The 25,361-nt window shown below is 29.6% G+C and carries 25 protein-coding genes; 10 read left to right on the top strand and 15 right to left on the bottom strand.

Annotation, left to right across the window (positions count from 1 at the left end):
- The gene (locus tag ACOQN8_RS05485; RefSeq protein ID WP_420551915.1) at positions 1-1,023 is read right to left on the bottom strand and encodes a COX15/CtaA family protein; all 1,023 of its coding nucleotides are present in this window, start codon (positions 1,021-1,023) and stop codon (positions 1-3) included.
- Positions 1,024-1,109: 86 nt separating this feature from the next.
- Positions 1,110-1,565, bottom strand: coding sequence for a cation transporter (locus ACOQN8_RS05480; protein ID WP_420551914.1), 456 nt, complete (start codon positions 1,563-1,565; stop codon positions 1,110-1,112).
- 89 nt (positions 1,566-1,654) lie between these two features.
- Here ACOQN8_RS05480 and ACOQN8_RS05475 point away from each other — a divergent pair, with 89 nt between their 5' ends.
- Entirely contained in the window at positions 1,655-2,527 is an 873-nt protein-coding gene (locus tag ACOQN8_RS05475; protein WP_420551913.1) for a DMT family transporter, read from the top strand.
- A gap of 75 nt (positions 2,528-2,602) precedes the next feature.
- Here the strand turns inward: ACOQN8_RS05475 and ACOQN8_RS05470 are convergent, their stop codons facing one another.
- Complete coding sequence (locus ACOQN8_RS05470; protein WP_420551912.1) at positions 2,603-4,657, bottom strand: M16 family metallopeptidase; 2,055 nt, start codon at positions 4,655-4,657, stop codon at positions 2,603-2,605.
- Between the two features lie 21 nt (positions 4,658-4,678).
- Positions 4,679-6,001, bottom strand: coding sequence for a M16 family metallopeptidase (locus tag ACOQN8_RS05465; RefSeq protein WP_420551911.1), 1,323 nt, complete (start codon positions 5,999-6,001; stop codon positions 4,679-4,681).
- A 208-nt stretch (positions 6,002-6,209) separates the two neighbouring features.
- Here ACOQN8_RS05465 and rplU point away from each other — a divergent pair, with 208 nt between their 5' ends.
- The 4 genes from rplU to ACOQN8_RS05445 all read left to right on the top strand — a co-directional run bounded on the left by rplU (position 6,210) and on the right by ACOQN8_RS05445 (position 9,988).
- On the top strand, positions 6,210-6,695 hold the full coding sequence (gene rplU, locus ACOQN8_RS05460; RefSeq protein ID WP_150898202.1) for a 50S ribosomal protein L21: 486 nt from the start codon (positions 6,210-6,212) through the stop codon (positions 6,693-6,695).
- Positions 6,696-6,717: 22 nt separating this feature from the next.
- Positions 6,718-6,978, top strand: coding sequence for a 50S ribosomal protein L27 (rpmA, locus tag ACOQN8_RS05455; RefSeq protein ID WP_150898203.1), 261 nt, complete (start codon positions 6,718-6,720; stop codon positions 6,976-6,978).
- Between the two features lie 357 nt (positions 6,979-7,335).
- Positions 7,336-8,073 (top strand): LytR/AlgR family response regulator transcription factor, encoded by a 738-nt coding sequence (locus ACOQN8_RS05450; protein WP_420551910.1) that lies wholly within the window; start codon positions 7,336-7,338, stop codon positions 8,071-8,073.
- A gap of 1 nt (position 8,074) precedes the next feature.
- Positions 8,075-9,988, top strand: coding sequence for a tetratricopeptide repeat-containing sensor histidine kinase (locus ACOQN8_RS05445; RefSeq protein WP_420551909.1), 1,914 nt, complete (start codon positions 8,075-8,077; stop codon positions 9,986-9,988).
- Here the strand turns inward: ACOQN8_RS05445 and dinB are convergent.
- The 5 genes from dinB to trhO form a co-directional block, all read right to left on the bottom strand.
- Positions 9,985-11,067, bottom strand: coding sequence for a DNA polymerase IV (gene dinB / locus ACOQN8_RS05440; protein ID WP_420551908.1), 1,083 nt, complete (start codon positions 11,065-11,067; stop codon positions 9,985-9,987). The two genes, ACOQN8_RS05445 and dinB, sit on opposite strands and share 4 nt — an antisense overlap.
- 9 nt (positions 11,068-11,076) lie before the next feature.
- Entirely contained in the window at positions 11,077-11,475 is a 399-nt protein-coding gene (locus ACOQN8_RS05435; protein WP_420551907.1) for an ACT domain-containing protein, read from the bottom strand.
- Between the two features lie 80 nt (positions 11,476-11,555).
- Positions 11,556-11,786 (bottom strand): ferredoxin, encoded by a 231-nt coding sequence (locus ACOQN8_RS05430; protein ID WP_150898208.1) that lies wholly within the window; start codon positions 11,784-11,786, stop codon positions 11,556-11,558.
- Positions 11,786-13,033 carry a peptidase U32 family protein gene (locus tag ACOQN8_RS05425; RefSeq protein ID WP_420551906.1) on the bottom strand — a complete coding sequence of 416 codons (1,248 nt, stop codon included), beginning with the start codon at positions 13,031-13,033 and terminating at the stop codon, positions 11,786-11,788. The genes ACOQN8_RS05430 and ACOQN8_RS05425 overlap by 1 nt, the downstream gene beginning before the upstream one ends.
- Positions 13,033-14,064 (bottom strand): oxygen-dependent tRNA uridine(34) hydroxylase TrhO, encoded by a 1,032-nt coding sequence (trhO, locus tag ACOQN8_RS05420; RefSeq protein ID WP_420551905.1) that lies wholly within the window; start codon positions 14,062-14,064, stop codon positions 13,033-13,035. Before trhO ends, ACOQN8_RS05425 begins: the two co-directional genes overlap by 1 nt.
- Positions 14,065-14,265: 201 nt before the next feature.
- Between trhO and ACOQN8_RS05415 the strand changes: the two genes are divergently transcribed.
- From ACOQN8_RS05415 to ACOQN8_RS05405, 3 genes are all read left to right on the top strand, one after another.
- Positions 14,266-14,763, top strand: coding sequence for a GNAT family N-acetyltransferase (locus ACOQN8_RS05415; RefSeq protein ID WP_150898211.1), 498 nt, complete (start codon positions 14,266-14,268; stop codon positions 14,761-14,763).
- Positions 14,760-15,767, top strand: coding sequence for an aspartate-semialdehyde dehydrogenase (locus ACOQN8_RS05410; protein ID WP_235274389.1), 1,008 nt, complete (start codon positions 14,760-14,762; stop codon positions 15,765-15,767). The genes ACOQN8_RS05415 and ACOQN8_RS05410 overlap by 4 nt, the downstream gene beginning before the upstream one ends.
- Before the next feature lie 67 nt (positions 15,768-15,834).
- Positions 15,835-16,488 (top strand): HD domain-containing protein, encoded by a 654-nt coding sequence (locus tag ACOQN8_RS05405; protein ID WP_235274388.1) that lies wholly within the window; start codon positions 15,835-15,837, stop codon positions 16,486-16,488.
- A 120-nt stretch (positions 16,489-16,608) separates the two neighbouring features.
- On the opposite strand, the gene ACOQN8_RS05400 is transcribed toward ACOQN8_RS05405, so the two are convergent.
- The 6 genes from ACOQN8_RS05400 to ACOQN8_RS05375 form a co-directional block, all read right to left on the bottom strand.
- Positions 16,609-16,998 (bottom strand): hypothetical protein, encoded by a 390-nt coding sequence (locus ACOQN8_RS05400; protein WP_420551904.1) that lies wholly within the window; start codon positions 16,996-16,998, stop codon positions 16,609-16,611.
- A 228-nt stretch (positions 16,999-17,226) separates the two neighbouring features.
- On the bottom strand, positions 17,227-18,948 hold the full coding sequence (locus ACOQN8_RS05395) for a helix-turn-helix domain-containing protein (protein WP_420551903.1): 1,722 nt from the start codon (positions 18,946-18,948) through the stop codon (positions 17,227-17,229).
- Between the two features lie 3 nt (positions 18,949-18,951).
- Entirely contained in the window at positions 18,952-19,734 is a 783-nt protein-coding gene (locus tag ACOQN8_RS05390) for an enoyl-CoA hydratase/isomerase family protein (RefSeq protein WP_272150463.1), read from the bottom strand.
- A gap of 4 nt (positions 19,735-19,738) precedes the next feature.
- The gene (locus ACOQN8_RS05385; protein ID WP_420551902.1) at positions 19,739-21,151 is read right to left on the bottom strand and encodes a sensor histidine kinase; all 1,413 of its coding nucleotides are present in this window, start codon (positions 21,149-21,151) and stop codon (positions 19,739-19,741) included.
- A gap of 50 nt (positions 21,152-21,201) precedes the next feature.
- Positions 21,202-21,669: a hypothetical protein gene (locus ACOQN8_RS05380; protein WP_420551901.1), complete on the bottom strand. Its 468-nt coding sequence runs from the start codon at positions 21,667-21,669 to the stop codon at positions 21,202-21,204.
- Between the two features lie 3 nt (positions 21,670-21,672).
- Positions 21,673-22,824, bottom strand: a complete 1,152-nt coding sequence (locus tag ACOQN8_RS05375; protein ID WP_150898466.1) for a DNA polymerase III subunit — start codon at positions 22,822-22,824, stop codon at positions 21,673-21,675.
- A 127-nt stretch (positions 22,825-22,951) separates the two neighbouring features.
- Between ACOQN8_RS05375 and ACOQN8_RS05370 the strand changes: the two genes are divergently transcribed.
- Together ACOQN8_RS05370 and feoB are read left to right on the top strand one after the other, a co-directional pair.
- Positions 22,952-23,176, top strand: a complete 225-nt coding sequence (locus ACOQN8_RS05370) for a FeoA family protein (protein WP_150898219.1) — start codon at positions 22,952-22,954, stop codon at positions 23,174-23,176.
- A gap of 3 nt (positions 23,177-23,179) precedes the next feature.
- On the top strand, positions 23,180-25,285 hold the full coding sequence (gene feoB, locus ACOQN8_RS05365; RefSeq protein WP_420551900.1) for a ferrous iron transport protein B: 2,106 nt from the start codon (positions 23,180-23,182) through the stop codon (positions 25,283-25,285).
- Positions 25,286-25,361: the final 76 nt, after the last annotated feature.

Raw genomic sequence — 25,361 nt, 5'->3', positions numbered from 1 at the left:
TTAAGTTCTCAATTTTCTACTTTGAACCCATAAATAAAACTGCAATCCAAATAAAATAGCTCCAGATAATAAGTGTACTGCTTGCGTTCCTAATGGAAATTCAGCATAATACATTAAAATCCCTGTAATAGTTTCTAAAAAGATTAAGAAAACAATCCAATTCACAAGTTTAAAACCTAAGTCTTTAATTTGATTTAGATAAAACATTCCTAAGTTCACTAACACAATAGCAATGGTGAATGATCGGTGGAAATAAAATTTAAAATTAGGCTCTAATAAACTATACTGTTTATTTTCAAAACCATACAATTTTACTTGCTCATCTATAAATTGACGTACTTGTGTTCCCATAGCAATTTGAATTAACGAAAACACAGCTGAAGCAATTACTAATTTGTTAAATAAAGAATTGTATTTTAAAGTTGTTTTTTTACGATCGGAAATAATGTGTAATAACCAAAGTAACAGCGCAATTATGAGTAAACCAGCTACCATATGAATGGTAATGATAGTTGGTTTTAAATGAGTGTCGACAACAGTTTTTCCTAACCAAGCCTCAAAAAGCATTAAGAAGAATGCGCCAAATGCTAATAGTGTAATTTGTTTTTTCTCTTTCCAAAATGAAACCGAAGTAAAAATTAAGAATAGAAAAGGAATACCTGCAAGTGCTGAAGATAATCGGTTAATATATTCAGTCCAAGTATGGTACTTATTAAACTTAGCGTAGCTGTGTTTAGTGTATTTTGACCAATTACTGTTATTAAATTCACTAGAAGTTGTTAAATCATTTTCAGCAACAAATAAGGCTTCATTTTTTATAATAATCATGCCTTTTTCATAGGAGGTGTTAGGTTGCCAAGTAATTTGTTCTTCAGAGGTTGGAGGGATATAATAACCAAAACACTTTGGCCAATCTGGACATCCCATTCCTGAGCCTGTCATACGAACAACAGAACCTGCTAAAAAAATAAGATATACCGATATTAATGATATTTTTACTAGGAGAGGAAAGTGTTTTTTCATTACAAGAAATGTTTTTGCAAAGATAAGGTAAAACACAAAAAAAGCTTCTCATTTGAGAAGCTTGATTTTATTAATTTAAAGAAGAACTATGCTTTTTCTGTTTCGCCACAGCATTCTTTTTTACAATCTGTAGCGCAAGCTTGTTTGTCGCTTTCTTTTTTATCTGTATCAGCTTCTTTTGTTTCTTTTTTTGTCGCTTCAGAAGCTTTGTACATATCTCCACTTCCAATTCCTTCTACAAAAGAAATTAAGTCTTCTTTGTTAGTAATATTCGCGTCGTATTTTACAGTAGCAATACTATCTTTAAATATAACTTTTGCTTCTAATACACCTTCTTTTTTAGATAAATCAGAAGCTATCTTTTTAGCACAACCTATTTCACAAGTCATTCCAGAAATGTTTAAAGAAAGTTCTTTAGCATCTGCTGCAACTACAGTTTTAGGAGCTTTGTTAGTGTCTTCTTTTTTTGCTTCGTTTTTACATCCTACAGCTAAAAAGCTAACTAAAGTTAAGGCTAAAAGTATTTTTTGAATTTTCATCATTTCTATTTATTGGTTTATTTGACAAAGTTATTAATAAAATCAATTTTTTAAATGAAAATAGTCGATTTTTGTCGTTAAATGAATTGAAAATGAGTAGTCAACAACAAAAATGGTTGTATTTAATAGTGCTTTCGCTAGTTTGGGGAAGCTCTTTTATTTTGATAAAGAAAGCATTAATTGGTTTAACTCCAATACAGTTAGGGGCTTTGCGAATGTTAATTACTGCAGTGTTTTTATTATTGATAGGTTTTAAAAGTATCAAAAAGATTCAAAAAAAGCATTGGATTTATATCTTGTATACAGCATTATTAGGAACATTTTTTCCAGCCTTTTTATTTGCTTTTGCAATACAAGGGATAGATAGTTCAATTTCGGCAATTTTAAACTCTTTAACTCCATTTAATACTTTTATTTTTGGAGCATTAGTTTTTGGATTTTCTTTTAAAAGAAAACAGTTTATCGGTATTTTAATTGGACTTATTGGAACGCTGATTTTAATTTTAAAAGGAGCTGAATTAAACCCGAATCAGAATTATTGGTATGCTTTATTAGTTATAATTTCTTCTATAGGTTATGCTTTTAATGTAAATATTGTAAAAAAGTATTTACATGATTTAGATGCTTTGGCTATTACAACAGGAAACTTCTTGTTGCTAATTATTCCAGCTTTTTTAGTGTTGCTGTTTTCTGGTTTTTTCTCTTCTTTTGAAATAAACCAAGAAACTACAAGTGCTTTAGGTTATATTACTGTTTTATCGGTAGTAGGTACTGGAATAGCAAAAGTAATGTTTAATAAAATGGTACATTTATCGTCACCTATTTTTGCTTCATCGGTAACCTATCTAATACCAATTGTAGCAGTAATGTGGGGAATTATTGACGGAGAAAAATTAAGCTTAATTCAACTGTTAGCAGGAGGAGTTATTCTGTTTGGAGTTTGGTTGGTAAATAAAGCAAAATAGATTATGTTTTAAATATATAATGAAAGAGCCAAAACAATTTGTTTTGGCTCTTTTTAATTTTACTTAAGTAATTTTTTATTTAAAATCAGCGTCAGAAACACCTTCGTTTACTTTAGCATCTTTTAATATATATAGTACTTTTTGTGGCCCTAAGCTTCCCGATTTTTTTGTAGGAAATTTTACTCCTCCAAAATCTTTATAATCACTAAATATACTTTCATTATTTTGTGCTTGACCTCCAAAAAGAATTCTTTGAGTTTCTTTTACTTTAAGACCTGTATTTGCATCAAAATAACTATTTGTTGACACTACTTTTCCTGATTTAGATATAACATACACATCTTTACCATCTATATTTTCAATGGCAGTTAATTTAGCATCAGGATTTTCTAATAATCCTATTTCAGGTAAAACCCCTAAAATGTGGGTCATGTCTTTAGCCATAGCTGGAGGTAATGCTTGTCCGTTCATTTTAACAGCATCTTTATCTACTACAACTTTCATCATTACATTTCCATTCATTGCTGTAGAATTTCCATAATGTGAAGCTGTTCTTTTTTCTGTGCTTTCAATTTTAGCTCCTTGCATATCTGTAGTATAAACTAAGAATGTGCTTTTTAAGTTTTTAATTTTATCGGCACCTCCAATAGCGTCTAAATACTTATTAATAACAGTTGCTTTAGTAACACCAGCAGGAATTGGTTTGTTCATTTCTGGCTTTGTCGTTGGGTTACCATTCTTATCGAAGTAATTGATTTTATAATCAGAATTCTTTTCTAAATTCTTTAAAACATCAATTCCTTTACCAGTAATTATAATACGTGCTTTATCTCCTCTAAAATATTTAATAGCTGCATTTTGAATATCATCTAATGTAACAGCATTAATGTTTTTTAAATAGTTTTTATAATAATCTTTAGAAAGTTTATTTGTTAGAATATTTAAAGCATATGTAGCTACTGTTTGAGGCTTTTCAACATTTCTAACAAAGTTTCCAATATATTTAGCTTTTGCAATATCTAATTCTTCTTGTGTAGCTTTTTTATATCGAATTTTGTTAATTTCTTTCATAGCTTCAACCATAGCACTATCGGTTACCATGTTTCTTACCGAAGCAGAAACTTTAAATTTAGAAGCATATCTGCTAGCTCCAATTCCTGAATAAGAACCGTAAGTATACCCTTTGTCTTCACGTAAGTTTTTATACAATCTACCAGTACCACCACCACCAAGTATTTGGTTTGCTAATAAGGCAGCATAGTAATCTTTATCACCCATTTTTAAATCAACAGTGTTAACTATTGCTAATTCAGATTGAACAGCATTAGGCATGTTGATAAAATCGATTTCTGTTGTTGAAGGATTTTCAACTTTAGGTAAATTTTGTGCAACTAAATCTCCTTTCTTCCAATTACCAAATAATTTTTTTATTTGAGGTTTTATTTCTTTAAAATTAACATCACCAATAATTACTAAGTAAGCGTTATTAGGTTTGTAAGTTTTATTGTATAAATCTTTAACATCTTGAAGAGTAACGTTTTTTAATGTTTCTTCAGAAGTGAATTCTCCATATGGATGATTCTTACCATATGCAAGTACATCTTCTACTCTACTAGCGATAGCGGCTACACTATTTTCATTAGATTTAATTCCATCTAATGATTGTTTCATTTGTTTGTCAAATTCCTCTTGATTAAAAACAGGGTTAAAAGCTGCATCAGCCATTAATGTTAAAACTTGAGGAAAATATTTTGATAATGAACTAGCTCTAGCTCCTTCATCCCAAAAAGAAATATTAGCTCCTAAAAAGTCAACTTTTTCATCAAATTTTTCTTTAGGGGTATTTTTAGATCCAGTACCTAACATTCCGCTTAATAATCCTTCAACTCCTTTTTTGTTTCCATAAGACATTAATGGATTGTCTATAGATAAAGTAGCGGTAACTCTTGGTAATTTATGATTTTCTACAACTAAAACTTGTAGTCCGTTTGGTAATGTAAATTTTTCTGGTGTACCTAAATTAATTTTAGGAGCTGGTCCAGGTTTTGGTTGTTTACTTCTATCAATCTGTGCTGAAACAGTAAATGATAGAAATAATATTGTTACGATTGATAATATCTTCGTTTTCATTATATATTCAGTATTAGATGATTATTTCTTTTTAGGTTCAGGTAAATATTCAATTACAACTCTACGGTTCTTATTTAAATATTTTTTAGCAACATCTCTAATTTCTTCTTTTGTAATAGAGTTAACAACTTCTAATTCTTTATTGATCTTATTAGTATCACCCATTAACATGTAGTTTCTTGCTAAAGAGTTTGCAATACCTTGAACACTAGAGTTAGAAGAAACAAATCTATTCTCAAACTTATTTCTTACTTTTTGTAAGTCGTTATCAGAAACTAATTCAGTTTGAAGTTTTTTAATTTCTTCATCCATTTCTTTAATTAAATCATCTAAAGAAGTTTTTCCTAAAGGAATTGCAGCAATGTTATACACGCTATAATCTTCTAATGGTCTAGAAAAAGAAAATGCTTGTAAAGCCATTTTTTTATTGTCAACTAATTTTTTATATAATCTAGAGCTTTTACCATCACTTAAAATAGTAGAAATTACATCCAAAACTTTAGCATCTCTTTCTTTCATTGAAGGAGTTTTGTGGGCTAAAACAATAGCTGGTAATTGAATATTAGAATCGTATTCTTTTACTCTTTTTTCTTTAGTTCTTTCTGGCTCAACAATTTTTTCACGTTTAGGTAAAGTTCTAGCAGGAATAGGTTCAAAGTAATCTTTGATTAATTTTTTTGTAGCTTTAACTTCAAAATCACCAGCTACTACTAAAACAGCATTGTTTGGCATATACCATTTATTGTAAAAGGCTTTAAACTCTTCTAATTTAGAAGCGTCTAAATCTTTAATATAACCAATCATAGGTCTACCATAATTGTGCTTGTCAAAAATATGACGATATACATCACCGTAAATGATTTTACCATAAGGAGCGTTATCCATACGTTGACGTTTTTCTTCTTTAACAACTTCATTTTGAGTGTCAACTGCTTTTTGATCTATGATAGGGTGTAATAATCTTTCAGATTCCATCCATAACCCTAATTCTAAATTGTTCGAAGGAAAAGTTTCATAATAATATGTTCTATCCCAGTTTGTATTAGCGTTACCTGTACCTCCGTTTGCAGCTTCAATTTTATTCCATTCACCACGACCAATATGTTTTGTTCCAGTAAATAATAAATGCTCATAAAAGTGAGCCATTCCAGTTTTTCCAGTAACTTCATCTTTAGCACCTACATGGTACATTACTCCAACTGTAACTACAGGAGCAGAATTATCTTGATGCAAAATTACATGCATCCCATTTTTTAAATCATACTCTTCAAACTCTACTTTTTGTGCCTTAGCAGTTAAGCCAACTAATAAAGCAGTAGCAAGAGTTATAACACTTTTTTTCATTGATTTATATATTAGTTCTTGACTGATTTTGACATATGTGACGTGAGTTTAGATAATTTGTTACATAGAAAGGAAAATATTTTTTAACTTGTTAATTATTAAAAGATTAATTTTCTGTGTTATAGGTTGTTTTCTGTATTAAAAAACGTATATTTGCACCCGCATTTTCATTAAGAAGGTGTGAATAATATAACGCAAAACAAAAAGTATGTACGCAATCGTAGAGATAGCAGGGCAGCAATTTAAAGTAGCAAAAGACCAAAAAGTATACGTACACCGTTTACAAGAGGCAGAAGGATCAAAAGTAACTTTTGATAACGTAATGCTTATTGAAGATAAAGGTAACGTAACTATTGGCGCCCCAGCTATAGAAGGAGCAGGAGTAACTGCTAAGGTATTAGGTCACTTAAAAGGTGATAAAGTAATCGTTTTCAAAAAGAAAAGAAGAAAAGGTTACAAAAAGAAAAATGGACACAGACAGTCTTTAACTGAGATTCAAATCGAAGGTATTTCTGCTTCTGGTGTAAAAAAGGCGGCTGCTAAAAAAGAAGCTCCTAAAGCAGAAGTTAAAGCTGAATCTAAAGATATTAGTTCAATGACTGTTGCAGAATTAAAAGCTTTAGCTAAAGAAAAAGGTATTTCTGGATACACTTCTTTAAAGAAAGCTGAATTAATTGAAGCATTAAGTAAATAATTAACTTTAAAAACTTACAGAAATGGCTCATAAAAAAGGTGTTGGTAGTTCGAAGAATGGTAGAGAATCAGAATCGAAACGACTAGGAGTAAAGATTTTTGGAGGACAAGCTGCTATTGCAGGTAACATTATTGTTCGTCAAAGAGGTACAACTCACAATCCAGGTGAAAACGTTTACATGGGGAAAGATCATACTTTACACGCTAAAGTTGATGGTGTAGTTGAATTTAGAAAGAAAAGAGACAACAAGTCTTATGTTTCTATAGTTCCTTTCGAGGCTTAAGAAACTACTTGATTAAATAAGAAAAAGCTCAAACAAATTGTTTGAGCTTTTTTTTGCATATAAATTTATTTCAAATAAAAAAGCATCTCTTTATTAAAGTGATGCTTTTTAGTTTAATATCATTATTGATTAATCCCCTAATTTATCATAATGATTCCCCTTGTGTATTATGATGCAAATATCAGACGAAAATATATTTTTTTAAATAACATATGTATAAATAGTAGGAAATTGTGTGTAAATGGTTGGTCTTTCGTTTTTTTAGGTGAAAAAAGAGTCTTTTTTTAGCTTTAAATAGCAAAAGCTGATTTTAATTTTACAATTATAACAGTTACATTTGGTTGCAAATCCCACTTTATGTTAAAAGCAGTTATTGTCGATGATGAACCAAAAGCTATCAAAAGTCTTTTGTGGGAATTATCGAATTTTAATGATGATCTAGAAATCATACAAACATTTACAGAAGCTGATAAGGCTATAAAATATCTTAACGAAAATGTTATTGATTGCCTTTTTTTAGATATTGAAATGCCTACAATGGATGGGTTTCAGTTGCTAGAGAAGTTAGAAAAATCAGATTTTGCTGTTGTTATAACAACTGCTTATAATGAATATGCTATTAAGGCATTAAAAAATCAAGCTATTGATTATTTGTTAAAACCTATAGATACTGATGACTTGGAAGAAACGTTGAACAGGATAAAAAAGCATTATTCAAAAAACAATAATTATGATGATAAGTTTGAGAAAATACTTTCAAGCTTCAATAAAAAATTCAATAGAAGAAAAATAACAATAAATACAGATGGTAAACTTATTTTTTTAGAACAATTTGAAATATTATTTGTTGAGTCTGACGGTAATTATTGCTCAATTCATACTACAAATAATAAGAAAATAGTAGTTACTAAAAAATTAAAAGAAATTAATTTATTGTTACCTGAAGAACATTTTTTTAGAATTCATAATTCCTACATCATTAACTTAAATAAAATTAAAGAGTTTTTAAAGTCTGATGGTTATGTAATTATTGAAAACAATCATAAAATCCCTGTGTCAAGACAACGAAAATCGGACCTGTTAGAAAAGTTTTAAGATGAAAAAAATCTTCACATTAGTATTGTTCTTTTTGTTCAGCATTAAATGTTTTTCTCAAAAAAATGTAGATAGCTTAATAGTTAAAGCGCTGGAAATAAAAGAAACTAATTATTTTGAACTTCAAAAACACTTTAGAAGAATTCGATTTACTAGTGAGGAATTAAATTTACTTTTAAACGAAAGTAGAAAGAAGAATTATGTTTTAGGTCAGATTTTTGCCAAAAATGTACAAGGACGATCTCATAGAAATGTTACAGAATATAATAAAGCAATAAAGAAATATAAAGAAGCTTTAGATTTAGCTAAAGAGATTAAAAGTGTAGAGGCGGAAATTGTAACACTAAATCAGTTAGGTGTTGTTTACAGAAGGCAAGATAAAATAAGAATGGCATTAAACTATCATCAATCTGCCTTAGAAATTATTTCAAAAATTGACAAGCCTAATAAGAATATCAAGATTAGTCACAGTATTTCAATCAATAGCTTAGGTAATATTTATTTAGCTTTAAAACAATATGAAAAAGCTTTAGAAAAATTTAGTAAGTCTATTGCTATTCAAAAGGATTTAGACGATAAAAGAGGTTTAGCAATTAATCATCAAAATATTGGTTATGCTTATAAACACATAGGAGACCTAAATCAAGCTCTAGACAATTATCGAAAATCACTAAAATATAATAACCTAAATAAAGATCGGTTAGGAAAAGTAATTTGTCATAATAGTATAAGTGGTATTTTAATAAAGCAATCTAAATATGAAGAAGCTCATAAGTATATAAAAGAGGTTGTTGAGTTAGCTGAATCTATTGGGAATAGATATTACCTATCAGAAGTATATAATACTTTAGGTTGCGCTCTTTTAAAATTGAATAGATTAAATGAGGCTAAAATTTACATCAATAAAGCACTAAGAATTTCTTTGAAGAATAATATTCCTTCTAGTCTAACGGTGTCTTATGATCATTTGTCTGAACTTTATCAAAAACAAAAGAAATACAAGAAATCTTTAGAGTATTACAAAATGGCAATTGAATTAGAAAAAAAGACATTCAATGCTAAAAATATTCGTTATGTAAATAGCTTAATTAGCAAGTACGATAATGAAGTTAAGAGTAATAAAATCAAAGATCTTGCAAAGCAAAATGAAATAGGTAAGTTAAAATTAACAAGAAATCGTAATATTCTAATTATAGCTTTGGTTTCTATAGCTTTATTTGGTGTTTTATTGTATTCAATATATAGACAACGTTTGTTAAAAAATGATAAGCAAATTTTACTTTTAGAGCAAGAAGCATTAAGAATTCAAATGAACCCACATTTTGTGTTCAATGCTCTGAATTCTATTAAGCTTTATATTATCAATAATGAACAAAAGAATGCGGTTTATTATTTAAATAAGTTTTCAAAGTTAATTCGTAGTATTTTAGATTCTTCTAGAGTAAAAGAGGTAACACTGGGAGAAGAGTTAAAAACGATGAACTTGTATATGAGTATTGAAAATATTAGGTTTTCAAATGAAATAGAATATGAGGAATATATTAGTCCTGATTTAGAGTTAGAGAGAATAAAAATACCTCCATTAATATTACAGCCGTTTTTAGAAAATTCTATTTGGCATGGATTGTCTTCAAAAAAAGGGAGTAAAAAAGTAGAGTTATCAGTAGAAAAAATTTCGGATGAGTTTATTCAAATTGATATATCAGATAATGGAATAGGAAGAGATGCTGCTTTAAAAATTAAAAAAAATAAATCCCTGAATAGAGATTCTATAGGGATAGAATTAACTACGGAAAGGTTGAAAAACTTCGCTAATCAATATCAAAATGATTTTTCTTTAGTTTACATAGATTTGGTTGATGAAAAAGGTCAATCTATTGGAACAAGAGTTACTTTAAGGCTTCCAATAATCTAAAAATTAAATTTTAGTTGTACCCAAATTGGCTCTTTCTTTTCGGTATTTAAATTACTAAAAGAAATTCCTAATAAGCGAACAGAGTTTTTTAAAGCTTCCTGAAATAATAATTCCTTAATTATAGGGTAAAAGTCTCTTTTTTGATAAATATAATGGTTGGTGGTTTTGCTTCGAGTTTGTTGAGTAAAATCGCTGTATTTTATTTTTAAAGTAATGGTTTTACCTTTAGTGTTCGACTTTTTCATTCTGCGCTCTAATTCATCAGCAATTTTATCTAAACGTTCTAACATAAACACTTCGGAAGATAAATTTTCATTAAAAGTACGTTCGGCTGCTATTGATTTTCTTATTCTATTAGGTTTTACTTGGCTGTTGTGAATCCCTCTAACGATATTGTAATAATGTAAGCCAGACTTTCCAAATAATTTAGAAAGCTCATTTATTGATTTTTTCTTTAAATCTAAACCTGTGAAAATTCCTAAATTATGCATTTTAGCAGCAGTTACTTTTCCAACGCCGTAAAATTTATTGATAGGCAATTCTTCTAAAAAACTAATTACTTCTTCAGGGTTTATGGTTTTTTGACCATTTGGTTTGTTAATGTCTGAAGCAACTTTTGCTATAAACTTGTTAATAGAAATCCCAGCTGAAGCTCTTAATTCTAGTTCATCCCAGATGCGTTTTCTTATTTCTTCTGCAATTAAACTGGCAGATAAAATTCCTTTTTTATTTTCAGTAACATCTAAGTAAGCTTCGTCAAGAGAAAGAGGTTCTACTAAATCGGTATAATCATAAAATATTTTTCTAATCTTAGAAGAAATTTCTTTGTATCTGTCAAACCTAGGAGGCACAAAGATTATGTGTGGGCATTTTCTTTTAGCAAGTACTCCACTCATGGCAGAACGGACACCGTATTTTCTAGCTTCGTAACTAGCAGCAGAGACAACTCCTCTAATCTCACTTCCACCAACAGCAACAGGTTTATTCCTTAAATCAGGATTGTCTAGTTGTTCTACCGATGCATAAAAAGCATCCATATCTACATGAATAATTTTACGATATGGTGGTTGTAATTCCATTTTACAAAGCTAAAAACTATTAGAAAGATTTGTTAATACTTCGATGGTTTTAGCCTCATCTTTTTTTGCAACAAAAATATGATCGTGATAATAGCCGGCAACAACATTACAGCTAATGTTGTTTTTTGCAAGCTCTGTTGAAAAAGCAGCTGTAAGCCCTACAGCGTCTAGAGCTGAATGTATTTTTAAAGTAATCCAAGAAGCTATAAAGCTATATGTTAGATTTAAATTGTCGGCAACAGACTTTTTTAGAATAAGTGTTACACCTTCTTGCTCTTTAAAAAAACTAATAATTTCTTCTTTGTCAATATTAGAAGTGTTTGAAACAGAAGTAAAAACATATTCTCCTTTATTAACAAAAGGTTTCATTTCTTTAATTAAGGTAGTTAAATTCTTTTCTCCAGACATTTAAATTATTTAGTATAAAATTACATTATTTAAAATAAAAAAGCTCTCAGAAGAGAGCTTTGATATATAGTAAAAAGTATTTAGAGTTGTTTTACTTCTATAATTTTAACTGGGCAAGCCTTTTTGGCTTCATATGATGCTTCGTAAATAGAATCATCGTGAGTTTTTATTGTGAAAAAACCTTTTTTTTCAGAAGAATGTAAAAGAACTGATTTTCCATCTTTTTTCGACATCTGAAATTGTGCAGGAGCTACCTCTACACAATAATTACAACCAATACATTTTTTTCTTTGTAAAGTAACTACTACCATTAGGCTTGTGAAAATTCGGTTTTTACAATTTTATATAACTTATCTGAAGAGCGAATTTTAAAATCTAATTTCATCGTTACTTCATCACCTTTAGTAGCTTTTTCAGCAGGAGTATCATTTACAAACATTTGTTTTAGCTCCATTTCTTTTGCTCCTGTAGTTGGACCTGTAATTAAAATTGTATCACCTACATTTACATCATAAGCTTCAATTTTAAATTCACCAACTTGAGCTTTTTGGAAATAATGAACCCCTTTACCTAAGTATACTTTCTTTTGAGTGGCATGAGAACCTGGTTCTTTACTCCATTCCCCTAGTTTTTGTCCTAAATAATATCCATTCCAAAAACCACGATTGTATACTTTTTCTAGTTCTTGCATCCAGCTAATTACTTTCTCTTTATCATAAGTACCATTGGATAAGCTATCAATAGCATCACGATAACATTTAATTACTTTGGCAACATATTCTGGAGCTCTTCCTCTACCTTCAATTTTTAATACTTTAATCCCAGCATCGGCAACCTGATCTAAGAAATCAATTGTGCATAAATCTTTTGGAGACATGATATACTCGTTATCTAGTTCCATTTCAAATCCTGATTCTTGATCAATTACCGTATATTTTTTACGACAATTTTGCTTGCAAGCACCTCTGTTTGCTGAAGAATTGTGAGAGTGTAAACTCATATAGCATTTACCTGAAACAGCCATGCATAATGCACCATGTCCAAAAATTTCTATTTCAAGTAAACGGCCTGAGGGACCTTTAATTTCTTCTTTTTCTATTTGTTCGGTAATCTTTTTTACTTGACGTAAACTAAGTTCTCTACTCAATACAACCGTATCGGCAAACATTGCATAAAACTTTACAGTTTCAATATTTGTAATGTTTATTTGTGTAGAAATATGAACTTCCATTCCTTCAGCTCTTGCCATAGCAATTACTGCTTGATCCATAGCAATTACCGCAGTAATATCTGCTTCTTTTGCTCTTTTTATCAATGTTTTTACAATTGATAAATCATGATCGTAAACAATAGTGTTTAAGGTTAAATAAGTACGAACATTTTTCTCTTTACATCTTTGTGAGATTTCTTCTAAATCGTCAAGAGTAAAATTAATAGATGCTCTAGCACGCATATTTAATTGTTCAACACCAAAATACACAGAATCACATCCATTGTCTAACGCTGCTTGTAACGATTCAAAATTACCAGCAGGTGCCATTAGTTCAATTTTTTGCATTATTTCTTGTATTTTAAAGCTTCAGAACGTCCTTTTTTAAATATTTTATTGCTAGCATGTTTACCTTTACGTAAAGCTTTTTGCTCTTCATAAGGTAAATGGATAATTTCTTGACATTCATAAGAACAAGTGTTTTCCATTTGTTCAGCACATTCGTCACATTGAATAAATAATAAGTGACAACCTTCGTTTGCACAGTTGGTATGTGTGTCGCATGGTTTTCCACATTGATGACAATTAGAAATTACATCTTCAGAAATACGTTCAGCACGTCTATGATCGAAAACAAAATTCTTTCCTTTGAATTTGTTTTCTAATCCTTCTGATTTTACTTGACGAGTATATTCAATAATTCCTCCTTCTAATTGGAATACATTTTTAAAACCTTTATGCTTGTAATAAGCTGATGCTTTTTCACAACGGATACCACCAGTACAATACATTAATAGGTTTTTATCTTCTTTATGATCTTTTAAATCTTCTTCAATAATATCTAAAGAGTCTCTAAATGTGTCTACATCTGGAGTTACAGCTCCTTCGAAATGGCCTATTTCACTTTCATAATGGTTACGCATATCAACACATACAGTGTTTGGATTTGCTAACATTTCATTAAACTCTTTAGCCGATAAGTGAACTCCTTTATTTGTTACATCGAAAGTATCATCGTTTAATCCGTCAGCTACAATTTTATTACGAACCTTTACCTTTAATTTTAAAAACGACTTATTGTCCTGCTCTACGGCAACATTTAAACGAATATCTTTTAAGAAAGAAATGTTATCTAATTGTTCTTTTAAAGCTAAGAAATTTTCTGCTGGAACAGAGATTTGAGCATTTATACCTTCATAAGACACATAGGTTCTACCTAATACATCTAATTCGTTCCATTCTAGGAATAATTTGTTTCTAAATAAGGTTGGATTTTCTATCTTAAAATATTGATAGAATGAAATTGTCAAACGGTCTTTTCCCGCTTCGTCTATTAATGCAGCGCGTTCACTTGCGCTTAACTTATTGTACAGTTGCATGCTATACTTTTTTAGTTAAACAAAATATGTTATGATCTTTTTTAAAAATCGCTGCAAAAGTACATAATTTTTATTTTTTATGTTTAAAATAATACATTTAGTATCAAATTGATAGGAATTCAAATTTTTGAGAAAATTTAGCGGTAAAACAGATACAACTAATCTCATTTTTTTGAACCTTTGTACTAGTATTTCAAAGAAATGATACGAAGTGTAACTATAAATGATGCTGAAGCAATAACTAATATTTACAATTACTATGTTGTAAGTCACATTGCTACGTTTGTAGAGGAACCTGTTTCTGTAACTTACTTTAAAAATAAAATAGAAAAAATAACAAAGGATTTTCCTTGGTTTGTTTTTGAAGAGAATAATAGAATTGTAGGTTATGCACATGGAAATTTTTGGAATACAAGAAGTGCATATGGTAAAACAGCTGAAGTTTCTATTTACTTAGATGTTAATGTTGGAGGCAAAGGAATAGGTTCTCAGTTGTACAATAATTTAATTAGAGTGTTAATTGAAAAAGGTTTTCATGTGTTAATAGGTGGAATATCATTGCCTAATAAAGCAAGTGTTGCTTTGCATGAAAAGTTTGGTTTTACCAAAGTAGCACATTTTAAAGAAGTTGGATATAAGTTTAATAAATGGGTAGATGTTGGTTATTGGCAACTTACCGTAAATAATAATAATAAATGAGAGTAGCAGTAGTAGGAGCTACCGGAATGGTAGGTAATGTAATGTTACAAGTGTTAGCAGAACGTAACTTTCCTGTAACAGAATTAATTCCTGTAGCATCAGAACGTTCAGTTGGAAAACAAATTGAGTTTAAAGGAACAAATTATACCATTGTTGGATTAGAAACCGCTGTTTCTATGAAGCCAGATGTAGCGTTGTTTTCTGCAGGAGGAAGTACATCATTAGAATGGGCTCCTAAATTTGCAGAGGCTGGAACAACTGTAATTGATAATTCTTCGGCATGGAGAATGGATACTACTAAAAAACTAGTAGTACCAGAAATTAATGCTTCTGAATTAACGGAGAATGATAAAATTATAGCAAATCCAAATTGTTCTACAATTCAAATGGTTTTAGCTTTGGCACCATTACATAAAAAATATGGTATCAAACGTTTGGTAATTTCTACCTATCAGTCAATTACAGGAACAGGAGTTAAAGCTGTTCAACAATTAGAAAATGAATCTAAAGGAATAGAGGGGGAAACAGCATATCCTCATCAAATTCATAAAAATGCATTACCTCATTGTGATGTTTTTGAAGAAGCAGGTTATACTAAAGAGGAATTAAAATTGGTAAGAGAAACTCATAAGATTTTAAATGACCCTAGTATTGGTATTACAGCTACATCAGTAAGAATACCTGTTGTAGGTGGCCATAGTGAGGCTGTAAATATTGAGTTTGAAAATCATTTTGAAGTAGAGGATATTCGCAAAATTTTATCTGAAACAGATGGAGTTGTTGTACAAGATGATATTGAGAATAATGTATACCCTATGCCGTTCTATTCTGAAGGAAAAGATGAAGTTTTTGTAGGTAGAATTAGAAGAGATTTATCGCAACCAAATAGTTTAAATATGTGGATTGTTTCTGATAATTTACGAAAAGGGGCAGCTACAAATACAATTCAAATAGCTGAATATTTAGTAGCTAATAACTTAATAGGGAAAGCAGTTACAGCTTAAAAGTAATTCGAACATAATTTTTCAAAACCTGTATTTATTTAAATGCAGGTTTTTTATTTTTGAACCTATGAACAGAGCGCAAATTATACAGGATACTATTGAGTTTGTAAAAGAAACTTTGAAAGGAGCAGAGGGAGGACATGATTATTTTCATGTAGAACGAGTATATAAAAATGCATTATTAATAGCAAAGACGGAAAAAGTAGATGAATTCATAGTGGCTTTAGGTGCTTTATTACATGATATTGCCGATAGTAAGTTTTATAATGGGGATGAAACTGTTGGTCCTAAAAAGGCACGAGTATTTTTAGAGTCTCAAAATGTAAGTGAAGCAATAATTGTTCATGTTGAAAAGATTATTCAAAATATATCTTTTAAAGGAGGTAATTTCGAACAAAAGTTCACATCGCCAGAATTAGAAGTTATTCAAGATGCAGATAGATTAGATGCAATAGGTGCTATAGGAATAGCTCGTTGTTTTAACTACGGAGGTTATAAAAATAGAGAGTTATATAATCCGAGTATTCTTCCAAATCTAAACATGACCAAAGAAGAATATAAAAAGTCTACAGCACCAACGATAAATCACTTTTATGAAAAACTATTGTTGTTAAAAGATAAAATGAATACAGCTACAGGTAAAAGTATTGCAGCAAAAAGACATGAGTTTATGGAGCAATTTTTACAACAGTTCTATAATGAATGGGATGGAACTGTTTAATTAACTTTTAAGATAGTATCGAATAATCCTGTATTTAAAATATCGCTAAGACTAAATTTAATAGTAATTGTGCTATTTCTAAAATGATGGTTGTTATTATAATTATCATGATGTTCGGTTTTATTTAATGATTCCTTTTTTTATTAAGACTACTTTACTTTCGTTTTGGTTAATAAATTCTAACTCTAATAAGTCTATTTCTTTAAAATCTTTTATTTCAGATTCTAATAAAGATTGAATTCTTTTAGCTTCAGCTTCTACTGATTCAAAATTGCAGTCAACTAATTGGTATTCTCCTTTTTCAGTTGAAAGACCATTTTCCCCAAACTGAATTCCTTTTGCATAAATGATTTGGTTAACCTCTTTACAATCGCAATTTTCTTTTAATGTTTGGAAAATTTTATCAGACTTATTAGAACTTTTTATTGAGGAAGCTACTGTGTAACCAAATAGTCCTCCAAGTAATAAGAATGAGATGATAACAATTAAAGTTCTTGTTGATTTTTTCATTTCTCAATAAATTTTATATGAGCTTAGTTGCTGATACAAAGATTCTACTTTAAAAGAGCTATTCCAAGTAAAGTATACCCAGTTTTAGGAAAATAGGGTTGTATTTTTACTTGTTAAGTTGTTGTTTTATAGTTGTTTGATGTGTTTTTTAAAAAAGAAAGGTCTCAAAAATGAAAAAGCCCCAAATTTATAAATTTAGGGCTTTTGTAGCGTCTTTTTGATGTTGATTTAAGAAATAGAATTCAATTTTTTGATATAAACAGAAGGTAATAAACCAGTTCTTTTTTTAAAGTATTTGGTAAAAGAATCTGGACTTTTATAACCTATTTCTTCTGAAATTGATTGAATAGAATAGGATCTAAATTTGCTGCTTTCTTTTAATTTTAAAATGATGTAATTAATTCTTAAATCGTTTATGTATGTATTAAAGTTTTTCTGATAATGCGCATTGATTACTTTCGATAAATACGAAGTATTTGTTTTTATTTTCTTTGCTACGTTATATGAATTACATTCTTGTTTTAAATAATAATGCTGTTCTTCTATTTTTTGTAAGCCAGCTAAAATCTCATTAAAAGTTTCTTGATTAATATCTGAAGTAGTATTCTTTTCTTCTAATGAAATGTCTTTAGTGTCTACAAGAGTTTGTTGTTTTTCTAAAGATTCTATTTTAGTCAATAATTCATTAAACCTCTTGGTGGTTTTTGCTCTTCTTTTTGATGTAATAAATAAGAAAAGTAGCAAAAGTGCAATGACAAAAGAGCCTCCTATAAGTAAAAGAGAAGTTTTATTTTGTTGTTTTTGTTTAGCTGTTTCTAAATCAGAAATTTTCTTTTTATGAAAAGAGTCTACAATATGTTTTCTGTTTTTTTCTAATGCAGTTTGATTTAAAACATATTTTTCAAAATACTCATTTGATTTTTCAATGTTTCCAGCTTTTTTATAAATTTTAGCAAGTTTTTTATAGTCTTCTACTAAATTGAATTCTTTGGTTTTGTTTTTTATTTTGTCAATACCTTTAAGCATTATAGCTATTGCCTTATCATAGTTTTTTAGATTACTATTGGCCTCAGCTAATTCTTTATAGTAGTACGTTTCTCCTGAATTTGTATCGTATTTATGACTTAAATCTTTTAACTTTTCTAATACAATTAAAGCTTCTTCGTTTTTATTTTCAGCAATTAAGATTTTACTTTTTTGAGACAAGTAGTTTAATCGAATAACATCATTAATGGTATCTAAGTGTTTCTCAATTCCTTTATTTAAATAAAAGTTAGCTGAATCTAATTTTTTTAGTTTAAGATAAGAGTCACTGATGCTTACAATAGTGAGTGAACTATTGAATTTCCTATTTATTTCATCTATATCTTTTGCAGACTCTATAAGTTGTAAGCCTTTTTTATACTGTTTTATAGCTTCTTCATATTCCCCTGCAGTATTATTCATTCCGCCAATTAAAACAGGTATTACAGCTTTATAAAAACCTAAGTCTTCTTTTTCAGCGATGGCTTCACCAATAGAATAATAATCCAACCCTATTTTAGTTTCTCCTATGGCAGCATAACTATTTCCAAGTTGTACTTGTATTTCTATAGGAGTTATTTTAGCTAAGAGTATGGCTTTTTTTTCTTTCTTGCTAAATTGATACCTGTTGTATAAATCTAATTCTCTTTTATAAGATTTAATAGATGTGTAATGCTCATTAATGAATTGACTTTGCCTAGCAATTCTATGCAATAGAAGAATTGTTCTAAAGGTGTCTTTTTGTTCTTCGGCAAGAACTAACATTTTGTTCATTAAAAGAACTCTTTCTCTACTCCCGTCCTCTACTCTTAAAGAATCAGAAAGCGTTTTAAGACTTTTTACATATAGACTATCAATAGTTTTTTGTGCAAAAAAACTATAGCTAAAGAGAAAAAGAATTAGAAAAAGAGTTTTCTTTAATGTCATATGTTATGCTCCAGGGAAATTAGGTTTTCTTTTTTCTAGAAAAGCAGTAGTCCCTTCTTTAAAATCTTCTGTACCAAAACAGTTTCCAAATTCAGTAATTTCTGTTTCGAAACCATTAATACCGTCTTTAAAATTATCGTTTACAGCTTTAATAGCAGCACTAATTGCAACAGATGAATTTCTCATTATTTTGCTAGCTAATTTCTCAGCTAATGGAATTAATTCTTCTTGTGTTGTAACGTGATTTACTAATCCAGAATCTTTAGCTTCCTCAGCAGAAATCATTCCAGCTGTCATTACCATTTCCATAGCTTTTCCTTTACCTACAAGCTGAGGTAAACGCTGTGTACCTCCATAGCCTGGTATTACACCTAAAGATACTTCTGGTAATCCCATTTTAGCATTGTCAGAAGCAACTCTGAAATGACACGACATTGCCAATTCTAACCCACCACCTAATGCAAATCCATTAACAGCAGCGATTACTGGAGTAGATAAATTTTCTACAAAATCAAATAAAGTTTCTTGTCCTTTTCTGGCTAATTCAGCACCTTCTGCTACTGAGAAATGAGCAAATTCAGAAATGTCTGCACCAGCAACAAAAGCTTTTTCTCCACTACCTGTAATAATGATTGCTTTTATTGAAGAATCATTATTTAAGCTATCAAAAGCTGTATGTAATTCCTCAATAGTTGCTTTGTTTAAAGCATTTAATTTTTTTGGACGATTAATAGTTATTGTAGCTAATCCGTTAGAAGTATCAACTAAGATGTTTTCGAAATTCATTTGATTATGTTTTGGGTAAAATTACATTAAAAACAGTTCCTATACCCTCAGTTGAGGTAAAAGTAATAGAACCGTCATATGCTTCAATTATATTTTTTATCATTGGTAAACCTAATCCCATTCCACTAGTTTTAGTAGTAAACTTAGGTTCAAAAATTAATTCTTTATTTTTTTCAGTAATACCTTTTCCATTATCAGAAACAGAAATTTTAACGTTATTACCTTCTGAAGTGACTTTTACTTCAACTCTAGGATTTTGTTCGTTTTCTTTTATTGCCTGTGTTGCATTTTTTACTAGGTTGGTTACAATTCTAATCAATTGTGTTTTATCTAGATTGGCAAATAATTCTGTTTCTTGTGGGATGTAATGTATGTACCCTTCTGTAAATATGTCTAACGAGTGTTTTACAACATCTACTACATCTAATTTTTCACGTCGTTGTGTAGGCATTTTAGCAAAATCAGAGAACGCTGAGGCAATAGAACTCATTACATCTATTTGCTGAATAAGTGTCTCACTATATTCAGACATTTTTTCTTTAATTTTAGGGTCGTCCGGATTGAACTTTCTTTCAAAACTTTGAACAGAAAGTCGCATAGGAGTCAATGGATTTTTAATTTCATGAGCAACCTGTTTTGCCATTTCTCTCCATGCTTGTTCACGCTCGCTCATAGCTAATTTTACAGCACTTTCTTCTAGTTGGTCAATCATGTTATTGTAAGAATCAACCAAAGAATTGATTTCTGAACTGGCAGAGTTTAAAGTGATTTTTTCGTTTCGTTTGTTTAAACGAGTCTCTTTAATTTTTTCTGAAATTGTTTGAATAGATCGTGTAATATAGCTTGATAAAAAGTAGGCTAAAGCAATTGCTACTAGGAACATAAGGATGTATACAAGTGACAAGCGTGAAATAAATTCTTGTAACTCCTTTTTTTGTTCTTCGTTATTTTGCGCTATTTGTATTTCAAGTATTCCAATACGTTTAAAGCGTAAATCGTTTATATACGTATAGGAAGATTGGTAGGTAATTCCGTTTTTACTTCTACTTTTTAAAATTTTATGATCAGAATTATTAGCTAATTCAGTAGTTATTTCACTAGAAAGAGGTTTATCTTCTACTTTTTCAAAATTATAAGGTTTTGACGATTTTAAAAACCGACCATCCATACCATACATTGTAATTGTAAGCTTATGAACAGCAGCCATCTCATAAATTCTGTCCTGAAAAATTTTAGATAAGTTTTCTGTGTTAACAGGATATGTTGTTCTACGTTTTAATTCAATTTCAATAGCTTGTTTAATGGTAGTTTCCTTTCTTCCAAAACGATGAATGTTATAATCTTTGGTTTGTTCACCATACTGATAAACAGTTACTAATACAATTAAAACAGAAGCCAATAATACAAGAAGTATCATTGACAAAAATATTCGGATACGTAAGGATATGTTGTTAACGTTTAGCAATTTTATTCTTTTATTCTTTTAGTTTTCATAATTAAAGTATCGTCAAATTCTCCATCATTATCCCAATCATAAACTACTTTACCTTCAAAACCTTCTTTTGTTTTAGTTATTTTATACCAAGCTTGGACCTGTTTTCCTAAATAAGGGTAATCTACATACAAACTATCATTTTTTGTTTTCCATTTACCATTAGTTTCTCCAGTTTTTTCACCATTAGGCTGTTGAAACCAAGCTTTAAAAGTTCCATCTTTTTTATAAGTAGATTGAGCTCTACCAGTATTAGGCTTACTAAAATTATCTTCAAAAACAGAGGTGCTATCAGTTTTATTAATAGTTGGCATTTCAATTTTGATATATTCAGTTTGCCAACTTCCAACCATATAATCGTTTAAAGCAGCTTTTTTTTCCTGTTTACATGCAGCAAAAAGTATTCCGAAAATAATAACCGTAATTATATAAGATGTTCTCATGTTTTAAGCATTAATTTTTTCTTCTTTGGTATGCAAAAGACGAGTTAATTTGATTGATAAATCTAATAAAATAATTTTTGCATTTCCATTTCGTTCAATATGATATAAAGCATCGCTAACTTCTTTCTCTATAGTTAAGATATTTGCACTATTTATAAAAGGAGCAAATTTTTCTAATTTGAAGTTATTCGTTTTTGTTTCTAAAAAAACTAAATCAGGAGTACCATAATTTAATAATAAGGCTTGTCTAAAGAATTGTAAACAATATTGTAAGAATTGTTTTTGTGTTTCTCTTCCCGATTTTGCAATGGTTTCTGACCAGCCTATTAAGTCTTGAATTACAGCTGCATTACCTTTTGCTTTAAAAGCCGCTCGAATCCAAGTTATAAACCATTCTTCAAAAATTAAATCATTAGAATTATTGTTTAATAACTGAAGCGCTTTGTTGTAATTTCCTTCTGCCTGATAAGCTGTTTTTGTAGCTTCATTTTCAGAAACGTTTTCCTGTTGAATTAAAGTATTTGCTATATCAGCACTACTTAATGAAGGGAAATGCAATGCTTGACATCTAGATTTGATAGTATTGATAATTTGACCTTCATCTTCAGTAACTAACAAAAAGATAGTTTGACTAGGTGGTTCTTCAATAAGTTTTAATAATTTATTGGAAGCAGCTACATTCATTTTTTCAGCCATCCAAATTATCATTACTTTAAAACCTCCTTCGTATGATTTTAGTTGTAATTTTTTTACAATATCTTCAGCTTCATCTACTCCAATTTGTCCTTGCTTATTTTCAACTCCAATATGTTGCAACCAATTAAATAAACTTCCATAAGGTTGTTTTTCAATAAAGTCTCTCCAATCGTTTAAAAATAAATTACTTACTGGGTGTTTCTTTACAGAATCGTTTGTAGTTACTGGAAAAGCAAAATGTAAATCAGGGTGCTGTAGTTTACTACATTTTAAATTACAAGCCTCGGCATTTGCAGAGGAATTACATAATAAATATTGAGCATATGCAATGGCAGTAGCTAAAGTACCAGAACCTTCTTTACCAACAAAAAGTTGAGCATGAGGTATTCTGTTGTTTTTAACAGTTTGTTGTAAATGCTTTTTAATATGTTCTTGTCCGATGATTTGGTCGAAAGTCATAGCACAAATATAAGGTTTCATACACATAGGACAATTAATAAATGAAGCTTGAGCTTATAATTAACAAAGCTTGTTGTTTAGAATCGTTCTATTTTAATATATTTGTGGGTTAATTTATACATGTCGTTTGAATTCAATTGCAACTTTACAAATCGGAGAAAGAGGAATTATATCTGAAGAAAGCTTAGATGTTATACCGTTAAAATTATTAGAAATGGGCTGCTTACCTGGCACAGAAGTGGAGCTATTACAAATAGCCCCTTTAAAAGACCCAATTTACATTTGTGTAAATGGTAGTCATTTAGCAATAAGAAAAGAAACAGCTAGTCAAATAATAGTTACTAAAATTTAACTGATGAGTAAACGTATTAAAGTAGCATTAATAGGAAATCCTAATACAGGAAAAACATCATTATTTAATCAGTTAACCGGTTTAAATCAGAAAGTTGGAAACTATCCTGGAGTTACTGTTGATAAAAAACAAGGTGTATGTAAATTATCAAACAAAGAATCGGCTATAATTACCGATTTACCTGGTACTTACAGTATTAATCCAACTTCGATTGATGAAAGTATTGTGTTAAAAAACTTATTAACTTCTAATGAAGATGATAAGCCAGAAGTAATTGTAGTAGTTGCTGATGTAGAGAATTTGAAAAGAAACTTACTATTGTTTACTCAAATTCAAGATTTAGAGATTCCAGTAATTTTAGCCTTGAATATGGCCGATCAGTTACAACGAAAAGGAATTTCAATTGATATTGATAGCTTAGAAAAAGAACTACACACTAAAGTAGTTTTAATTTCAGCAAGAAACAATCAAGGGATTGATGATTTAAAAGAAGAAATTGCAAATTATAAAGAGATAAAACCATATTCAAACTTTGAAGAAATTTCATCTAGAATTGATGCTGATTACTTTAAAGAATTATCAGAAAAAAGTCAAAGATTTTCTATTTATGAATTATGGTTAATGTATACCAAGCAATATACATCGTTGCTTTCAAGTAAGGAAGAAGAGGAATTAGAGCAGTTTGGTCATGATGTGTCTAAACAGAAGAAGTATCAGCATAAAGAAACAATTTATAGATACCAAAAAATTAATTCAATTTTAAAGAAAACTTATGAGGTAGATAGCTCTAAAGGAACAGATATAAGATCTAAATTAGATCGTGTTTTTACTCATAAAATATTTGGATATGTTATTTTCTTTGGAATGCTGTTATTGATTTTTCAATCGATTTTTGAATGGGCATCAACTCCAATGGATTTTATAGATGGCTTGTTTGCTAACATTGCAGAGTTTACTAAATCTAAACTACCAGAAGGTATGTTTACTGATTTACTAACTGATGGAATTATTCCAGGTATTGGAGGAGTTGTAATTTTTATTCCACAAATAGCCATTTTATTTTTATTTATAGCTCTTCTAGAGGAAACAGGTTATATGAGTAGAGTTGTCTTTTTAATGGATAAAATTATGAGACGATTTGGTATGAGTGGTAAAAGTGTAATTCCTTTAATTTCGGGAACTGCATGTGCAATACCAGCAGTAATGGCAACACGTACTATTTCTAGTTGGAAAGAACGTTTAATTACAATCTTAGTTACGCCATTTACCACATGTTCAGCTCGTTTACCAGTGTATGCTATTTTAATTGCTTTAATTATTCCAAACACTAAAGTTTTAGGTTTTGTAAGTTTACAAGGACTTACATTATTAGCTCTGTATGTTCTTGGTTTTGGAGCGGCAATAATAGCAGCATTTATTTTACATAAAACACTAAAAATTAAAAGTAATTCGTTTTTTGTAATAGAGATGCCTGATTATAAAGTGCCTTCAGTAAAAAATGTCTTTTTAGATGTATTAGAAAAAACAAAAGCATTTGTATTTGGAGCGGGAAAAATAATATTAGCAATCTCTATAGTTTTATGGTTTTTGGCATCGCATGGGCCTTCGTCATTTGATAATGTTGAAAAAGACATAGCTCAAAAAACAATGAACCAACAGTTATCAGAGCAAGAGCTAGAACAAAAAATAGCTTCAGCTAAGTTGGAGAATTCTTATATAGGTATTGCAGGAAAAACAATAGAACCAATTGTAAAACCATTAGGTTACGATTGGAAAATAGGAATTGGTTTAATAGCGTCTTTTGCTGCAAGAGAAGTTTTTGTTGGAACCTTAGCAACTATTTATAGTGTAGAGAATAATGATGAAGACACAACTACAATTAAAGAAAAAATGGCTTCAGAGATGAATCCAGAAACAGGTAAAAGTCGATTTAACTTTGCTACAGGGATATCTTTGTTGTTGTTTTATGCTTTTGCAATGCAGTGTATGGCTACATTGGCTATTGTTAAAAGAGAAACTAAAAGCTGGAAATGGCCGTTAATACAATTAGTAGGAATGGGTGTTTTAGCATATTTATCGGCATTAGGAGCCTATCAATTTTTAAGTTAATGCAAGAAGTTTTAACATATATAGTTGTTTTACTGGCAGTTGTTTTTTTGATTAAAAAGTTTTTTATAAAATCAAA

The organism is Tenacibaculum aiptasiae (assembly GCF_965221665.1).
Lineage (GTDB): Bacteria > Bacteroidota > Bacteroidia > Flavobacteriales > Flavobacteriaceae > Polaribacter > Polaribacter aiptasiae.
This window is presented reverse-complemented; position numbering and strand designations above follow the sequence as displayed.

Excerpts from the sequence above, each read along its gene's own strand:
- ACOQN8_RS05485 (WP_420551915.1), bottom strand. The coding sequence starts at position 1,023 with ATGAAAAAACACTTTCCTCTCCTAGTAAAAATATCATTAATATCGGTA.
- ACOQN8_RS05480 (WP_420551914.1), bottom strand. The coding sequence starts at position 1,565 with ATGATGAAAATTCAAAAAATACTTTTAGCCTTAACTTTAGTTAGCTTT.
- ACOQN8_RS05475 (WP_420551913.1), top strand. The coding sequence starts at position 1,655 with ATGAGTAGTCAACAACAAAAATGGTTGTATTTAATAGTGCTTTCGCTA.
- ACOQN8_RS05470 (WP_420551912.1), bottom strand. The coding sequence starts at position 4,657 with ATGAAAACGAAGATATTATCAATCGTAACAATATTATTTCTATCATTT.
- ACOQN8_RS05465 (WP_420551911.1), bottom strand. The coding sequence starts at position 6,001 with ATGAAAAAAAGTGTTATAACTCTTGCTACTGCTTTATTAGTTGGCTTA.
- rplU (WP_150898202.1), top strand. The coding sequence starts at position 6,210 with ATGTACGCAATCGTAGAGATAGCAGGGCAGCAATTTAAAGTAGCAAAA.
- rpmA (WP_150898203.1), top strand. The coding sequence starts at position 6,718 with ATGGCTCATAAAAAAGGTGTTGGTAGTTCGAAGAATGGTAGAGAATCA.
- ACOQN8_RS05450 (WP_420551910.1), top strand. The coding sequence starts at position 7,336 with ATGTTAAAAGCAGTTATTGTCGATGATGAACCAAAAGCTATCAAAAGT.
- ACOQN8_RS05445 (WP_420551909.1), top strand. The coding sequence starts at position 8,075 with ATGAAAAAAATCTTCACATTAGTATTGTTCTTTTTGTTCAGCATTAAA.
- dinB (WP_420551908.1), bottom strand. The coding sequence starts at position 11,067 with ATGGAATTACAACCACCATATCGTAAAATTATTCATGTAGATATGGAT.
- ACOQN8_RS05435 (WP_420551907.1), bottom strand. The coding sequence starts at position 11,475 with ATGTCTGGAGAAAAGAATTTAACTACCTTAATTAAAGAAATGAAACCT.
- ACOQN8_RS05430 (WP_150898208.1), bottom strand. The coding sequence starts at position 11,786 with ATGGTAGTAGTTACTTTACAAAGAAAAAAATGTATTGGTTGTAATTAT.
- ACOQN8_RS05425 (WP_420551906.1), bottom strand. The coding sequence starts at position 13,033 with ATGCAAAAAATTGAACTAATGGCACCTGCTGGTAATTTTGAATCGTTA.
- trhO (WP_420551905.1), bottom strand. The coding sequence starts at position 14,064 with ATGCAACTGTACAATAAGTTAAGCGCAAGTGAACGCGCTGCATTAATA.
- ACOQN8_RS05415 (WP_150898211.1), top strand. The coding sequence starts at position 14,266 with ATGATACGAAGTGTAACTATAAATGATGCTGAAGCAATAACTAATATT.
- ACOQN8_RS05410 (WP_235274389.1), top strand. The coding sequence starts at position 14,760 with ATGAGAGTAGCAGTAGTAGGAGCTACCGGAATGGTAGGTAATGTAATG.
- ACOQN8_RS05405 (WP_235274388.1), top strand. The coding sequence starts at position 15,835 with ATGAACAGAGCGCAAATTATACAGGATACTATTGAGTTTGTAAAAGAA.
- ACOQN8_RS05400 (WP_420551904.1), bottom strand. The coding sequence starts at position 16,998 with ATGAAAAAATCAACAAGAACTTTAATTGTTATCATCTCATTCTTATTA.
- ACOQN8_RS05395 (WP_420551903.1), bottom strand. The coding sequence starts at position 18,948 with ATGACATTAAAGAAAACTCTTTTTCTAATTCTTTTTCTCTTTAGCTAT.
- ACOQN8_RS05390 (WP_272150463.1), bottom strand. The coding sequence starts at position 19,734 with ATGAATTTCGAAAACATCTTAGTTGATACTTCTAACGGATTAGCTACA.
- ACOQN8_RS05385 (WP_420551902.1), bottom strand. The coding sequence starts at position 21,151 with ATGATACTTCTTGTATTATTGGCTTCTGTTTTAATTGTATTAGTAACT.
- ACOQN8_RS05380 (WP_420551901.1), bottom strand. The coding sequence starts at position 21,669 with ATGAGAACATCTTATATAATTACGGTTATTATTTTCGGAATACTTTTT.
- ACOQN8_RS05375 (WP_150898466.1), bottom strand. The coding sequence starts at position 22,824 with ATGACTTTCGACCAAATCATCGGACAAGAACATATTAAAAAGCATTTA.
- feoB (WP_420551900.1), top strand. The coding sequence starts at position 23,180 with ATGAGTAAACGTATTAAAGTAGCATTAATAGGAAATCCTAATACAGGA.